The organism is Halobacterium hubeiense, assembly GCF_001488575.1.
In the GTDB taxonomy this organism is placed as follows: domain Archaea; phylum Halobacteriota; class Halobacteria; order Halobacteriales; family Halobacteriaceae; genus Halobacterium; species Halobacterium hubeiense.
The window spans coordinates 57,499-71,104 of record NZ_LN831303.1; the positions used below are offsets into that span (position 1 = coordinate 57,499).

14 protein-coding genes are annotated in these 13,606 nt (G+C 65.4%); 5 read left to right on the forward strand and 9 right to left on the reverse strand.

Features of this window, described 5'->3' with window-relative positions; all coding sequences use genetic code 11:
* Positions 1-556 precede the first annotated feature (556 nt).
* The gene (locus HHUB_RS13450; RefSeq protein WP_238324094.1) at positions 557-1,318 is read left to right on the forward strand and encodes a hypothetical protein; all 762 of its coding nucleotides are present in this window, start codon (positions 557-559) and stop codon (positions 1,316-1,318) included.
* A 209-nt stretch (positions 1,319-1,527) separates the two neighbouring features.
* On the opposite strand, the gene lrp is transcribed toward HHUB_RS13450, so the two are convergent.
* The gene (gene lrp, locus HHUB_RS13455) at positions 1,528-1,983 is read right to left on the reverse strand and encodes an HTH-type transcriptional regulator Lrp (protein ID WP_059058411.1); all 456 of its coding nucleotides are present in this window, start codon (positions 1,981-1,983) and stop codon (positions 1,528-1,530) included.
* Between the two features lie 318 nt (positions 1,984-2,301).
* On the opposite strand from lrp, the gene HHUB_RS13460 reads away from it, so the two are divergent.
* Positions 2,302-2,793 (forward strand): hypothetical protein, encoded by a 492-nt coding sequence (locus HHUB_RS13460; protein WP_059058413.1) that lies wholly within the window; start codon positions 2,302-2,304, stop codon positions 2,791-2,793.
* 47 nt (positions 2,794-2,840) lie between these two features.
* Here HHUB_RS13460 and HHUB_RS13465 read toward each other — a convergent pair whose 3' ends face one another.
* On the reverse strand, positions 2,841-4,115 hold the full coding sequence (locus tag HHUB_RS13465; protein ID WP_059058415.1) for an RNA-guided endonuclease InsQ/TnpB family protein: 1,275 nt from the start codon (positions 4,113-4,115) through the stop codon (positions 2,841-2,843).
* A complete protein-coding gene (gene tnpA, locus HHUB_RS13470) occupies positions 4,112-4,492 on the reverse strand; it encodes an IS200/IS605-like element ISHhu1 family transposase (RefSeq protein ID WP_059058417.1) in 381 nt (126 codons plus the stop codon). The genes HHUB_RS13465 and tnpA overlap by 4 nt, the downstream gene beginning before the upstream one ends.
* A gap of 176 nt (positions 4,493-4,668) precedes the next feature.
* Between tnpA and HHUB_RS17545 the strand changes: the two genes are divergently transcribed.
* Positions 4,669-4,800 carry a hypothetical protein gene (locus HHUB_RS17545; RefSeq protein WP_256943897.1) on the forward strand — a complete coding sequence of 44 codons (132 nt, stop codon included), beginning with the start codon at positions 4,669-4,671 and terminating at the stop codon, positions 4,798-4,800.
* Positions 4,801-4,905: 105 nt separating this feature from the next.
* Positions 4,906-5,433, forward strand: a complete 528-nt coding sequence (locus HHUB_RS13475; protein WP_059058419.1) for a winged helix-turn-helix domain-containing protein — start codon at positions 4,906-4,908, stop codon at positions 5,431-5,433.
* A gap of 15 nt (positions 5,434-5,448) precedes the next feature.
* On the opposite strand, the gene HHUB_RS13480 is transcribed toward HHUB_RS13475, so the two are convergent.
* From HHUB_RS13480 to HHUB_RS13500, 5 genes are all read right to left on the reverse strand, one after another.
* Positions 5,449-7,083, reverse strand: coding sequence for a long-chain fatty acid--CoA ligase (locus tag HHUB_RS13480; protein ID WP_059058814.1), 1,635 nt, complete (start codon positions 7,081-7,083; stop codon positions 5,449-5,451).
* Positions 7,084-7,085: 2 nt separating this feature from the next.
* Positions 7,086-7,598: a Zn-ribbon domain-containing OB-fold protein gene (locus HHUB_RS13485; protein WP_059058421.1), complete on the reverse strand. Its 513-nt coding sequence runs from the start codon at positions 7,596-7,598 to the stop codon at positions 7,086-7,088.
* Positions 7,595-8,788: a thiolase C-terminal domain-containing protein gene (locus HHUB_RS13490; RefSeq protein WP_059058423.1), complete on the reverse strand. Its 1,194-nt coding sequence runs from the start codon at positions 8,786-8,788 to the stop codon at positions 7,595-7,597. The genes HHUB_RS13485 and HHUB_RS13490 overlap by 4 nt, the downstream gene beginning before the upstream one ends.
* Positions 8,785-10,728 (reverse strand): 3-hydroxyacyl-CoA dehydrogenase/enoyl-CoA hydratase family protein, encoded by a 1,944-nt coding sequence (locus HHUB_RS13495; protein ID WP_059058424.1) that lies wholly within the window; start codon positions 10,726-10,728, stop codon positions 8,785-8,787. The genes HHUB_RS13490 and HHUB_RS13495 overlap by 4 nt, the downstream gene beginning before the upstream one ends.
* Before the next feature lie 168 nt (positions 10,729-10,896).
* The gene (locus tag HHUB_RS13500; RefSeq protein WP_169793423.1) at positions 10,897-12,117 is read right to left on the reverse strand and encodes an amino acid ABC transporter substrate-binding protein; all 1,221 of its coding nucleotides are present in this window, start codon (positions 12,115-12,117) and stop codon (positions 10,897-10,899) included.
* A 211-nt stretch (positions 12,118-12,328) separates the two neighbouring features.
* On the opposite strand from HHUB_RS13500, the gene HHUB_RS13505 reads away from it, so the two are divergent.
* Complete coding sequence (locus HHUB_RS13505; RefSeq protein WP_059058428.1) at positions 12,329-12,778, forward strand: universal stress protein; 450 nt, start codon at positions 12,329-12,331, stop codon at positions 12,776-12,778.
* A 38-nt stretch (positions 12,779-12,816) separates the two neighbouring features.
* Here the strand turns inward: HHUB_RS13505 and HHUB_RS13510 are convergent, their stop codons facing one another.
* The gene (locus tag HHUB_RS13510) at positions 12,817-13,470 is read right to left on the reverse strand and encodes a hypothetical protein (protein ID WP_218778835.1); all 654 of its coding nucleotides are present in this window, start codon (positions 13,468-13,470) and stop codon (positions 12,817-12,819) included.
* Positions 13,471-13,606 lie beyond the last annotated feature (136 nt).

Genomic DNA, 13,606 nt, shown 5'->3' on the forward strand with positions numbered 1-13,606 from the left:
GATTCGCAGCCATACCCACGCTACTCGATGGCGTCCTCGTATAACTAGGGACTCGCGGGGGCTTCGACGCTCGCTGCCAGCGACCCGCCCGGGACGGCGACAGTGGTTGATTTTCACTCGGTTGGAACCGGGACAAACGTTTACTACGAACCCGAGTGTCGTCTCAACTGTCGCCGGCCATCGAACACTTGGTTGAGCACCAGGCTACCTGTCACCACCGCACGCCTCTCTCTTTCGCCGGCGACGTTTCTCCCACAGGACATCGACGTACCGCCGAACTCGCACCGTAAGCGGCGGCGTCGGATCGCCGCGTTCCAGCGAATCCGTCTCGCGCTCGGATACATGTTCATCACTCGTGTTCACTCATCGTGTTCACTAGATTTGTTCATCGAACTCGTTCATTATCGAGGGCGGTTCGAGTGGCTGCGTTCAGGGAACCGAAATCGAACTCCGGGGTCGTTCGCGTCGAGGGACGGCCGCTGTCACGCTCGACGACAACCGTTCGACGGGGCGGATTTGCGGTCACTGAAACGCGGGGTCACGTATTTCAGGGCCGATGCGAGAGTACGAACCGATGTCCCTGAACATCGGCTCGTCGCTCACGGGCGGGGTTCTCCGCGTCGCGAACCGGAACGGGCTGAAACTGATTGCTGGCTACGCAGTCCTCAGTCTGGTGTGGCAGTTGACGTTCTACAGCGTGTTCGTCGCGTCGGTGGACACGACCGAGATTTCCCCACAAGAGCTGGGGCTGCCGACCGTCGACGCCCCGTTCGCGCTCCTCGCCGTCGGGGCGGTGGTCTCGCTGCTGGCGCTCCAGTACCTCTCGGTTGTCGCGCTCCGAACGTTCGTCGGCGGCCACGCCGAGACGATTCCGCGCGAGTACTTCACGCGCAACGTCGGGTACGTCCTCGTCAACTCCGTGCTCGGAAGTATCGCCTACGGCGTGCTCGTCACTGTCGGCTCGCTCCTCCTCGTCGTGCCGGGACTCATCGCGTACGTCGCGTTCCTGTTCACGCTCGTCTACGTCGCCATCGAGGACGAGAACTTCGTCGCCGCGCTCGGCGACAGCTGGACGCTCGCCCGCGGCCACTGGCTACGCCTGTTCGTCCTGATGGTGGTCTTCTCCATCGCGGTCGGCGTGGTCGCCGGCATCGTCTCGGTCGTCGCCAGCGTCGCCGTCACCGCCGCTGCCAACCCGTCGCTCGGCACCCTCGTCTCCGGCCTCGTCGCACTCCCACTCTCACTGCTCGGGCTCGGCGTCGTCGCCGAAGCGTACACGCAGCTCCGAGCCGCGCGACCGACCACCGAGAGCCTATAGACGACCTGCACCAGTACGCCTCCGTGTCGCTCTCGGGCACCGACACCACCGCCTCGTCTAGCACTCGCGTTGCGAAGGCACTCGACGGTTCTGTCGGTCGCCGTAACGCGCACAGCAGGTCGCTCGCTGCTCGCAGCGGCTGCGACGTCGCCGCGACAACTATGTACGTCCGATAGTACGACGACCGGCAGACCGGTCGTGGGGGCGCGTCACTCGGCGTCGAGCTCGAACTGGTCGTATTCGGCGGCCGCGTTCAGGACGATGCTCGTCGAGGACTCCTCGATGTCGGCGTCGGCGAGCAGTTCCTTGATGTGCTCGTTCATGTCGTCGGTGTTCTGGAACTTCCCGATGGCGATGATGTCGTAGTCGCCGGTGACCTCGTAGACGGAGACCATCTGCTTGTGCGCCCGGAGGCGGTCCGCGAGGTCGGGCAGCGACCCGCCGGCGGCCTTCAACTGGAGGATACCCGTCACGTCGTAGCCGAGTTTGCCGTAGTCGATGATGGGCGTGTAGCCCTGGATGATGCCGTCCTCTTCGAGGTCTTCGAGGTGGTTCGAAATCGTCGTCACGGAGACGTCGAGATCTTCAGCGAGGCTGCGGAAGCTCGCGCGGCCGTCCGCGAGGAGTGCGTTGATGAGTTCGGAGTCCAGTGTCTCGTAGGTCATACCCTAATCTGAACACTTGTCCAATATAGTATTACCTACTGCGAGAAAGGTATCGTACCATACAACTTTCGCCCGATTATCCGACAGGACGACAGGAGACGTGGTAAAAATTGCCACGCAGGCAACGCGGTGAGACCTCCGGCCGAGAGAGCAGGCGGTATGGCTTCGTCCGAGCGTTTATTGCAGTGGGAGCGGCTATCTCTCGACGACCGCCGGTGACCACCGACGGCTGACGACTCGACAGAGACGCTCCTCTCGGAGTCGCGCGCCTCCTACGAGACCCAGATTGCGACCATCGAGAGCATCGACGACAAGGCGATGCGGACGGTGCGGACAACCGTCCTGATTCTGGGGTTCCTCGTCTCCGCCGTCGGGATTGCCGGCCCCGACTCGGTGAGCAACCTCTCGGTGTTCGCCACGGTGTCTAGCACGGTCGGCGTCGTGGGGTTGCTCGCCGCGGGCGTCTACGGCGTCGGCATCTACACCGTGACCGAGTACGAGCCGGGAGTCGGACCGAAAGAACGAGCGCGCGCACGGCGGCTCGACGCCGAACCGAACCTCCCCGACGACGAGGGCCAACAGTACCTGCTGGAGATGTACGACCGGTGGGCGCAGGACCTCGCGCGTGAGATTCGAGCGAACGCGGCGTACCTAGAGAACGCGCAGGCGACGCTGCTGCTCGGGTCGGCGGCGCTGCTGTACGGCGCCGTCCTGTTCACGGTGCGGACCGCCTACCACCTTCCCCCGTACGTGGTCGTGCTCGCGACCGCCGGAGTGGTTCTCCTCGCGTTCGCATTTGTCAGTGATTGACATCCTCCCCGCGCTAAAGCGCGAGGATTCCTCCGTTGGGGATTCGGCTACCGACCCACAGAGGCAACTTGCGGGTTTGTGCGCACTTCTTTAGGACTTTCGTGAGGGTGTGGTTTCCCCGACCAATCGTGGTCGTCCCACTCGAATCGCACGGGCCGTGCCATCGGCCTGACTTCCGTACCGCTGTTTTCCCGAAGGAACGTCTCTGACGCCGTGAGGTCTGCGTGTCCCTCGAACCCACACGGACACGTCAGCGTATCCTCATGGCGAACCGTCTCCTCGTGGTCTCCACACTCGGGACACGTCTGACTTGTCCACGCTTCCGACTCGACTTCGAGGCTGATGCCGTATTCCTCACAGACACACGCGAGACGGTGGATGAACTTCTTGAACGCCCAGAAGTTGTGCGTCTTCTCGTTCACCCTGACCGACCAGTGCGTTTCCAGCACGTCGGTCAAATCGCCCACGTACACCGTCGCCACGCCCTCGTCGTACAGCCGTTCAACGAGGTCGCGCACCAGCGCGTTCTGTGCGTGGTCACGGCGCTTCGTCCGCTGTCGATACAGCCGTCGAATCCGCTTGGAACTGTAGCGTCCCTCGCGGAGTTTCGACTGCAGGCGGGCGATTTCGTCAGTCGTCTCACGGAACCGTCCGAACAACTCCCGACCGTCGTAGAGGTACTGGTTCCCAGTAGTCGTAGAACAGGCGACGAGGTTGTTTGCGCCAACGTCGAGGGCGGCTTCTTCCGAAGCCAGTGGTGAATCCAGTCGAGAATCAGGGACTGTGACTGGTTGGAAAGCCCTGAACGTGTCGCTCACCCCGTCGTACTCAAGTTCCAGACGACCCTGTTCGCCGTCCCACTTCGGGTTGCCTCGGACTTCGAGACGGAGGCGTTCGTGGTAGCCGAGTCCGTATTCGTCTTTCAACTCTTGCCCAACGGGGATTTCGAGACGGCTACGCTTGCCCCACTGAATCGTGTACTGGTTGTTTCGGATGTAGGTACGGAGTTCTCGTCCATCCTCATCGTTGCCCCAGTACGACGGTGGGTTCGCATGCTCTCCGTTCTCTTTGAGCGCGAAGAACGACCGCCACGCTTCGCTGTTCTTGCGCGTGACCTGTTGGACGGTCGCGCTTCCGACGACACCGTTGTAGCGTCCTCGGTACTCGGAGGTGTCCCACACGTCGCCGTCACCGAAGTAGTTCTGATGGCGTTCGTAGGTGAGTTCGTTCCACAGGGAGGCGGAGGCGTCGAGTAGCCGTAGAAGGCACTCTTTGTCGTTCTCGGTCTGTGGCACGACCTCGAAGGTGTTGACGCGCTTCATTCGTCACCACCTTCCTGTTCAGCGATGTACTGTTCGACAGCGCCCTTCGAGGAACTCCCCGCCGTACCGACGTAGTACGAACGAGTCCACTTCACGCGGTCGTCGTATCGCTGGTTATACTTCCGCGCCGAGATGCCCTTGACCCAGTTGACGATGAGTGACGGGGCGTTCTTCGGTGGACTTCCGATGAACAGGTGTACGTGGTCGGGCATGACCTCGGACTCGGCCAGTTCGAGGTCTTTGTCCTCACAGATTTCCGTGAAGATGGTTTCGAGACGGTCCTTCGTCTTCCCCGTCAGGTGTGAACGCCGATACTTCGGCACGAACACTATGTGGTAATAGAGTTCGTATTTCGCGTGACGGGTACTCTTTACCATCTATGTATACTATCATGGTCGGACCGGTTAAAAATTGTGTTGGAACCGCGTCTATGCCATCGACGGCGGTTGAATACTGTTGGTCGGCTTCATCCCCGCCCTGAAGGGCGAGGCTTTCGCCTTGAACTTTCCGTAACGATTAAAGTCTTATGTGGACGGGCGTTACAGACGACTGTATGACGCAGAACGGCGACGACTCGGTCCGCATCGAGAAGGGGTCGTCCCGGACCCGGCGGCTGTTCGCCAAACTGGGCATCGAGTCCGCGCGCCACCGCCGCGAGCGCGAGCAGTCCGGCGGCCAGTCGTAACCGCGAACGCGCTTTTGGACTTCTCGCTGGCCAGCGGGGCGGGGAATCCGTCGGCTGGCTCCCCGAACCCGGAGTCTTAACATTGTTACCCGGATAGGCGGACGTATGGCCGACGAGAAACCGACCTACGAGTTCAAGGACCGCGACGTCTACATCCTCCGCGAACTCGCGAAAGACCCCAGCGTCTCCTCCCGGGACCTCGCGGACGTCCTCGAAGCCGAGTACGGCATCGACGTCTCCTACGTCACTGTCAACGAGTCCATCCGGAACATGCGCGAGGCGGGCGTGTTCCGCGAGGCGATCATGCCCAACGAGGAGTACTTCGTGTTCGAGCTGTTCGAGTTCAAGTTCAATCCCGAGTACTTCGCGGACACGTGGCGGGAGACGATGGAACACATCCGCGACGACGAGCACACCCTGATGTATTTCCTCTCGGACGGCGAGTACCAGTGGAAGTCCATCATGCTGTTCCCCACGCGCGAGCACGGCGAGCGCTGGCTCCACGAGTTCTACAAGAACCACGGGAAGACGGTGCTGAACGTGCGCACGAGCGTGATGACGAACGTCCTCGAGTTCGGCGCCAGCCCCGACCTCTTCGACCACCTCGACGTCGCCGACGAGCGGGGGTTCTGAGGCGACGTCCCCGGACTACTCTTCGGCGGGCAGCGAGCCGTACTCCTCCTCGAAGCGCTCGACGAGGCGCTGCTTGTTGAACTTCCCGGTGGAGGTCTTCGGCACCTCGTCGACGAACTCGAAGCGGTCGGGCAGCCACCACTTCGGGAACTCTTCGAGCAAGTGCTCGCGGAGCTCCTCGACGGTCACGCCGTCCGTCGTGGCGACGTACGCGACGGGCCGTTCCTGCCACTTCTCGTGGGCGACGCCGATGACGCTGGCTTCCTCGACGCCGTCGTGGCCGATGAGCGCGTTTTCCAGCTCGATGCTGGAAATCCACTCGCCGCCGCTCTTGATGACGTCGTCAAGGCGGTCCACGATGTCGAGGAAGCCGTACTCGTCGACGGTAGCGACGTCGCCGCTGCGGAAGTAGCCGTCCTCCGTCCACGACAACTCGGTGGCGTCCGGGCGCTCGTAGTACTCGCCGGCGAGCCACGGCGCCCGCGCCTGCACCTCGCCGGGCGTCTCGCCGTCGTGGGGGACCGGCTCGCCGCCCTCGTCGCGGAGGCGAATCTGGACGCCGGGCGCGGGGACGCCGGCCTTCATGCGGAGGCGGTCCTGCTCGTCCTCGGGGAGCTGCTGGACTTCCGTCGTCATCAGGGTGTTCGCGAGGTGCGGGGACGCCTCCGTCATGCCGTAGCCTTGGCTGATGGGCGCGTCGTACACCTCGTCGTACTTCCGGATGAGCGACGCTGGTGGCGAACTCCCGCCGATGAGCACGTCGGTCAGCGAGGACAGCGACTCCGGGCCGAGGTCGTCGGCGTCCTCGATGATGCGGTCGACCTCCATCCAGACGGTCGGGACGGCCGCCGCAATCGTCACGGCCTCGTCCTGCACGATGGAGAGGAGTTCGTCGGGGTCGGTGTGCTGGCCGGGGAGCACGATGTTCGCGCCCGTGAACGTCGTCGTGTACGGCAACCCCCAGCCGTTGACGTGGAACATCGGCACGACCGGCATCACGGTGTCGGTCTCGCTGATGCCGAACACGTCGGCGTGGCTGTGCATCAGGGTGTGCAGGAACTGCCCGCGGTGGGTGTACTGGACGCCCTTCGGCAGGCCGGTGGTGCCGGACGTGTAACAGAGCGCGCTCTCGGTGTCCTCGTCGATTGCGGGCCAGTCGTAGTCGGTGTCGTACCCGTCGATGAACGACTCGTAGTCGGTCACCGCCTCCAGCGACGTGTCCGGCACGTCGCTCTCGTCGCCGAGGACCACGTACTGTTCGACGGTGTCGAGGTCGTCAGCAATCGGCTCCAGCGTCTCCACGAACTGCGGGTCCACGAACATCAGTCGGTCCGCCGCCTCCTCGATGATTTCGACGAGGTGGTGTTCGGGGAGGCGGTGGTTCACCATGTGGATGCTGCGCGCGCTACACGACGGCCCGAAGTACAGCTCGAAGTGCCGGAAGTGGTTGACCGCCATGACGCCCGCGCGCTCGCCCGGCTCCATACCGTAGTCGTCTAAGGCGTGCGCGAGCTGGCTGATACGCTCGTAGGCGTCGCCGTACGTGTACCGGTGCGTGCTGCCGTCGGGGAGCGCGGTGACGATCTCCTTGTGGTCGAAGAGGTCGCGGGCGCGCTCGAGGAGCTTCGTGATTGTGAGGTCGTACTCCATCGTCATGCCATGTCACCTCGTGGCGTGAACTGATAGAACACCCTGTCCTGGTCGGTCGGGCCCTCGACGTCGACGACCTGCAGTTCCACCGGATCCCCGATGGCGAGGTCGTCGTAGTCGGCGCCGTCGATGCGCGCGGACAACTGGACATCGACGCCGTCGAGATCCACGACGCCCGTGACGAACGGCGTGTCCATCCCGAGCGGGCCGCTGCCCCGGACGGCGCCGAACGCGAACAGCTCGCCCTCGTGGGGCAGCGAGACGTACGCGAGGTCGTCGCTCGTGCACTCCGGGCACATCACGCGCGGCGGGAAGTGCAACTCACCGCAGTCCTGGCACTCCGTCGTGGACAGCGACCCCTCGCGGAGGCGGTCGTAGAACTCGTGGATTCTGGTGTGTTCGGCGTCCTGCAGGTCGTAGAAGTCCAGCAGGCGCGGCAACTCGATGGTGTCCGGAACCGAGACGGTCGTGCGCGGCGGTCCACCGGCTCCGTCGTCCGTGTGGTTGTCAGTCATTGTGGGTCCCTCGCGAGCGTCATCACGCTGTGCACGCTGCCGCTGCCGCTGAGGTTGTGGATGAGGCCGGTCTCCGGGCTGTCCGGCACCTGCCGGGCAGACTCCACCTCGCCCGTGAACTGCTTGTACACTTCCAGCGCCTGCGAGACGCCGGTCGCGCCCAATGGGTGGCCACAGCCCAGCAGGCCGCCGCGGGGGTTGACGGCGATGTCGCCGTCGAGTTCGCTGCGGCCGTCTTCGACGAACTGGCCGCCCTCGCCCTTCTCGACCCAGCCGAGGTCCTCGTACTCGATGATTTCGCTGATGGAGAAGCAGTCGTGAATCTCCGCGACGTCCAACTCCTTCACGGGGTCGTCGATGCCCGCCTGCTCGTAGGCTTCTTCGGCGGCGACGGTGGCCTGCGGCCACGCCGACATCGACGGGAGGTTGTTGATAGAGTTGCTCGCCATGCAGGACTGCCCGCTGCCCGTGACGTACGCGGCGGTGTCCGTGACCTCGCGGGCTTTCTGTTCGCTCATCAGGACCAGCGCCGCCGCGCCGTCCGTGATGCCGCTGCAGTCAAGCAGGCACAGCGGCGGCGCGACCGGGTACGACTCCAGCACGTCGTCGACGCTGACCTCCTGCTGGAACTGCGCGTACGGGTTGTTCGCGGCGTGGCGCTTGTTCTTCGCGCTCACCGCCGCCAGCTGTTCGCGCGTCGTGCCGTACTCGTGCATGTGCCGCTGGGCGAACATCGAGAAAAAGGATGGCGCGTTCAGGCCGTTCACGCCGTCGAACTCGCGGTCGAGGACGTTCGTCATCCCCGACTGGGTCTCCTCGACGTAGTCGTCGCCGAGGTTCATCTTCTCGACGCCGAGCACGAGCGCGGTGTCGAGTTGGCCGCTGGCGATGGCGAGCCACGCGTACCGCAGCGCCGCCTGCCCGCTGGCGCACGCCAGCTCGGTGCGCGAGATCATCTTCGTCACGTCGATGCCGAGCAGCTCGGCGGCCAGCGGCGCGACGTGGCTCTGGAACGCGAACCGCTCGGGCTGGACGGCGCCGACGAACAACCCCTCGACGTCGTCGGGCGTGACGCCGTCCACGTCGTCGAAGGCGGCCTTCCCGGCTTCCTGCGCGAGGTCCTTCCACGTCGCCTCGCGCTTCCCCCAGTCGGCGTGGCCGCCGCCGACGATTGCGGCAGTCCCGGTCATCGCTCGAACTCCGGCTCCCGGTCGTCCCGGAACGCCGTCACGCCCTCGACCATGTCGTCGGTCGTCGTCAGCAGGCCGAAGCCCTGACTCTCGACGTCCAGCCCGGTGTCGAGGCTGGCATCCTGTCCGTCGTCGATGACGCGCTTGGCGACTTTCAGCGCCGTCTTCGGACCGTTCGCGAGGTCGGCGACGAACTCCGCCACCACGTCGTCGAACTCCTCGGCGGGGACGGCGCGGTTGAGCAGCCCCCAGTCGGCGGCGCGCTCGGCGGAGATCTGCTCGCCGCGGAAGACTAGTTCCTTCGCGCGGCCCTCGCCGACGATGCGGGTGAGCCGCTGGGTGCCGCCGCCGCCCGGAATCAGCCCGAGGTTGATTTCGGGCGCGCCCAGCGAGGAGTCCTCGGTGGCGAGACGGAGGTCGCAGGCGAGCGCGATTTCGAAGCCCGCGCCCAGGCAGAAGCCGTCGATGCGCGCGAGCGTCGGGCGCTCGAACTCGTCGATGGCCTGAATCGTCTCGTCGACGTCCATCAGCTCGGTCGGCTCCGAGGTCATGAAGCCGGTGATGTCCGCGCCGGAACTGAAGGCGTCCTCGCCCGCGCCGGAGAACACGACGCAGGAGACGTCGTCGGGGTCGGCGTTGTCGAGCGCCTGCTCGACCTCGCCGAACATCGTCTCGGAGAAGGCGTTGAGGCGCTCGGGGCGGTCGAACTCGATTTCGAGGACGCCGCGGTCGTCCAGCGACTTGTTGACGTACTGGTAGGGGCCGTCGCCGCGGTAGTCGTGGAACCCCTCGCCGGCGTCGACGCCGGTCTTCCCGTCCTCGACCAGTTCCACGAGGTAGTCCGCGGGCGCGAACCGCTCGGCGCCCGTCTGCTCGTGGAGCGTCCGGAGTTTGTCGAGGACGGCGTCGAGGCCGAGTTGGTCGCCGAGCCGGCAGACGCCCTCGGGGAAGCGCGCGCCGAGCCGGCTCCCGAGGTCCACGTCGTCGGGCGTCGCGACGTCGTTGCCGACCAGGCGAGCGGCCTCGTTGACCATGCGGGCTTCCACGCGGAGCGTGTCGAAGCCCTCGCCGTCGCCCGGCTCGTAGTCGGGGCCGTCACCCTCCCAGTCGTAGAACCCGCGGCCGGTCTTCTTCCCGAGGTCGTCGGCCTCGACCTTCTCGGCGATGGTCGGCGGGGAGTCGAGGTCGGTGTCCTCGCGGAAGTGGTAGGCGATGTCGATGCCGGTGTAGTCGGCGAGCTCGAAGGGACCCATCGGGTAGCCGCGCTGGTAAACCATCGCGGCGTCGGCCTGCCGGACCGTCGCGTCGCCGTCCGCGAGCATCCACGCGCCCTCCTCGATGAACGGCAGCATGACGTTGTTCACGATGAAGCCGTGGACGTCGCGCTTGACGTCGATGGCGCGCTTCCCGAGGTCGGCGACGAACTCGTGGGCGGCCGTCAGCGTCGCCTCGCTGGTCTGTTCGCCGTGGACGACCTCCACGAGGTCCATCTTCACGGGCGGATTGAAGAAGTGGGTGCCGACGACCTGTTCGGGTCGGTCGGTCGCCGCGCCGATGGCGGTGATGCTCAGCCCGGAGGTGTTCGACGCGAGAATCGCGTGGTCGGGCGCGTGGTCGTCGACCTCGGCGAAGGTGTCCCGTTTGAGGTCGAGGTTCTCGGGGATGGCCTCGACGACGAGGTCGGCGTCGGCGACGGCGGCCGCGAGGTCGGTCTCCCCGGTCATTCGCGCCCGCACCGCGTCGGCGGAGTCGTCGAGTTTCCCCTTCTCTTCGAGTTTGCCGAGGCTCCACTCGACTTCTTCGAGGCCGTCGGCGACGAGTTCCTCTTCGATGTCCCGCACCACCACGTCGTAGCCCGCGATGGCTGCGAGTTCGGCGATGCCGTGACCCATGCTCCCCGCGCCGAGCACGGTCACGTTCTCTATGTCACTTTCTACCATCACTACCACACAAAGTAACTATACTACTTAAACTATTGGCTACTGTGTTTGCCGATATTAGTATTTTACTTAACTAGTCGTGGTGGGTGGCGGAGTGGTCGGTCGGCTGTGCCACCCCCCGGCGCGACACCCGGGACGCGGAACGGAGCCGCCCGCGGCGACGAGTCGTCACTCGATGGGGAACTGCAGCTCCGCGGCCTGCTCGGTCTGCGGGTAGACGAGGCGCTGGTCGCCGTTCCACCACTGCGCGCTCGCCGCCGAGAGCTGGCCCTGCTCGGGCATCCCGTACTCGTCGAACGCGAAGTCGCCGATGACGGTCTCGAAGTCGGTCTCGTCCAGCGACGACCGCACCGTCTCCGGGTCCGTGTTCTCCGCGCCGGCCAGCGCCTGCTCGGTGGTCTGCGCGAGATTGTAGCCGACCCCGACCATCACGCGCGGCGTCTCGCCGTCGTTTCGCTCGGCGTACGCGTCCAGCAGCTCCTCGTTCCCGTTCCCGGTCATCCCGGGCGCCCACCCCGGACACATCGTGACGTAGTTGCCAGATTCGCCGAGCGCCGTCCACCACGCCTGCGGGTCCGACGCCCGCACGAACTCGACGAACTCCGGCGTGTAGCCGGAGTTGTTCAGCTGGTTCATCGCGGTGATGCCGTCCGGCGGCTGCGGGCTCGCCACCAGCGCCTCGACGCCCGCGTCCTCGGTCTGCGAGATGAGCGTCGAGAAGTCCTCGTTGCCCGGGTTGTACGTCTCCCGCATCGCCACGTCGTAGCCCGCCTCCGAGAGCCGCTCGTCCCACGCCTGTGCCATCTCGGCGCCCCACCCGGAGTTCTCCTCCCAGATGCCGACGACCTCCGGGCGGTCGGCCTCCGGAACGAGTTCGAGGATCCCGGTAGTCGCTCGCGTGACGTCGCGCGTCTTCGGGAACGGCGTGTACGTCCACTCCTTGTCCCCGGAGACGAGCGGCTCCTCGTAACAGGTCGCGACCGCGAGGAACGGCAGTCCCTGATTCTCCGCGTACGCCGACCCCGCCATGACCAGCGGGCTGGAGAAGCTCCCCCACACCAGGTCGACGTCGTTGTTGCTCGTGATCTGTTGGAGCTGCTGTCGGAGGACGGCCGGGTCGCTCTCGTCGTCTCTGACGACGAGCTCGACCTCTCGGTCGAGGTTGCCGCGCTCGTTGAGCTTCTCCACGCCGAGCTCGTAGCCGGCGAGCATCTCGTTGCCGACCGAGGACAGCCGACCCGTCTCCGGGACGGCTGCCGCAATCGTGATGCTCTCCGAGCTGTTGGAGCCGCCGAACGCCGTGCAGCCGGCGAGACCGCTGAGACCGACGGCGCTGGCGACGCCGGTGGCTTTCAGGTACGACCGCCGACTGTGCTCACTGTCAAACATACCCATACCACCTACCAAGACGAACACTGTGTTAAACTTTACTGTCAAATTAGCGTTTTCTGTGAGGCTAACTCAAAAATTACGCAGGTGGTGTTCACTAGCGGCGTCGGGTGAGCGCAACCTCGATTGACGTGCCGGCATCGAGTCACGCGTCTCCGAAGGGACGAGAACGGGAGCCGCATTTATTGCACTCCCCGCTGAACTCCGACACATGTACGACCGAATACTGCTATCGACTGACGGGACCGTCGCGTCCGAGCAGGCGGAAGCGCACGCGCTCGACCTCGCAGCCGCACACGACGCCGTCCTGCACGCGCTGTACGTCGTCGACGAGGACGTCGTGAACGCGTACAGCGGCGACGAGTACGTCGACGAAGCCGAAGGCCCCGAACACGGCCTCGAAGAGCTCGGCGAGGAGACCCTCGCGGACATCCAGCAGCAAGCGGCCGACGCCGGCGTCGACGTCGAGACGGCGATGCGCCACGGCCAGCCCGCCGAGGCCATCGTGGCGTACGCCGACGACCACGACACCGACCTACTCGTGCTGGGCACCAAGCGCCGCCCGGAGGAGTACCGCGCCCTGCTCGGGAGCGTCACCGACCGCGTCCTCCGGCTGACCACGCGCCCGGCGACCGTCGTGAAGACGGAAGTCAGCGAGTAGCTGACGCGGCCAGTTTCGGCTGGCACGCCGAGCGCCCGCTACGAGCCGTCGGCCGCGAACTCGAAGGTGCCGGAAGCCGACGCGGTGACGGTCTCGCCGAAGGTCCCGGACTCGACCGCTCGGAGCGAGAACGAACACTGCAACGCCGACGGGAGCGACTGGGCCTCGCGGACGACGACGGGGAATTCGACGTTCCCGTCCACGCCAACCTCGGCCAGCTCCACGACGAGCTGCCGGTGGATGGAGCCGCTCCGGAGCCGGCGATAGTACGCACTGGTGTCGTCGCTGCGCGCCGGTGGACTGACCAGATAGGTCACCTGACCGCGCCGGTCGAAGTACGCGTTCGGCGTCGCGAGCCGCACGGTGAACTCGGCCAGCTCGTAGCCCGACGACGGGTCGATGCCGACCTCGACGGTGAACCCCGCCGACGGAACCGACCCGTCCGAGTAGGACTGTCCGTTCGTGCTAATTTCGACGTACCCGACGCTCTCCGCCTCGGATTGGGCGGGGAAGTCCCACGACAACTCCGCTGCGGAGTCCTCGTGAACGACGGTCTCCAGCGTTCGGGGTCCCGTTTCGAACAGTCCACTGCACCCGGCGAGGGCGGCCGTGGCGACCGTTCCGCCACCGGCCAAGACGCGGCGACGCGTGCGGTCGATGCGGTCGGTTCGTGGAGGCGGGGACTCAGGCATACGTCCGGGTTCGAAAGGAATCGAAGTAACGTCTTTGCTCGTCCCGCATCGTTCCGAGCGCCGAAGCGTTCCCGAACCCGAGAGCGCTGGGCTCGTGCGAGAGAGTAGCCGCCAACTGGCGGCATAGTGGCCACAG

What these genes read in the sequence shown, in the direction of transcription:
- HHUB_RS13450 (WP_238324094.1), top strand. Translation starts at nt 557, where the DNA reads ATGCGAGAGTACGAACCGATGTCCCTGAACATCGGCTCGTCGCTCACG.
- HHUB_RS13495 (WP_059058424.1), bottom strand. Translation starts at nt 10,728, where the DNA reads ATGGTAGAAAGTGACATAGAGAACGTGACCGTGCTCGGCGCGGGGAGC.
- HHUB_RS13505 (WP_059058428.1), top strand. Translation starts at nt 12,329, where the DNA reads ATGTACGACCGAATACTGCTATCGACTGACGGGACCGTCGCGTCCGAG.
- tnpA (WP_059058417.1), bottom strand. Translation starts at nt 4,492, where the DNA reads ATGGTAAAGAGTACCCGTCACGCGAAATACGAACTCTATTACCACATA.
- HHUB_RS13490 (WP_059058423.1), bottom strand. Translation starts at nt 8,788, where the DNA reads ATGACCGGGACTGCCGCAATCGTCGGCGGCGGCCACGCCGACTGGGGG.
- HHUB_RS13460 (WP_059058413.1), top strand. Translation starts at nt 2,302, where the DNA reads ATGCGGACGGTGCGGACAACCGTCCTGATTCTGGGGTTCCTCGTCTCC.
- HHUB_RS13475 (WP_059058419.1), top strand. Translation starts at nt 4,906, where the DNA reads ATGGCCGACGAGAAACCGACCTACGAGTTCAAGGACCGCGACGTCTAC.
- HHUB_RS13510 (WP_218778835.1), bottom strand. Translation starts at nt 13,470, where the DNA reads ATGCCTGAGTCCCCGCCTCCACGAACCGACCGCATCGACCGCACGCGT.
- HHUB_RS13485 (WP_059058421.1), bottom strand. Translation starts at nt 7,598, where the DNA reads ATGACTGACAACCACACGGACGACGGAGCCGGTGGACCGCCGCGCACG.
- HHUB_RS13465 (WP_059058415.1), bottom strand. Translation starts at nt 4,115, where the DNA reads ATGAAGCGCGTCAACACCTTCGAGGTCGTGCCACAGACCGAGAACGAC.
- HHUB_RS17545 (WP_256943897.1), top strand. Translation starts at nt 4,669, where the DNA reads ATGACGCAGAACGGCGACGACTCGGTCCGCATCGAGAAGGGGTCGTCC.
- HHUB_RS13480 (WP_059058814.1), bottom strand. Translation starts at nt 7,083, where the DNA reads ATGGAGTACGACCTCACAATCACGAAGCTCCTCGAGCGCGCCCGCGAC.
- HHUB_RS13500 (WP_169793423.1), bottom strand. Translation starts at nt 12,117, where the DNA reads ATGTTTGACAGTGAGCACAGTCGGCGGTCGTACCTGAAAGCCACCGGC.
- lrp (WP_059058411.1), bottom strand. Translation starts at nt 1,983, where the DNA reads ATGACCTACGAGACACTGGACTCCGAACTCATCAACGCACTCCTCGCG.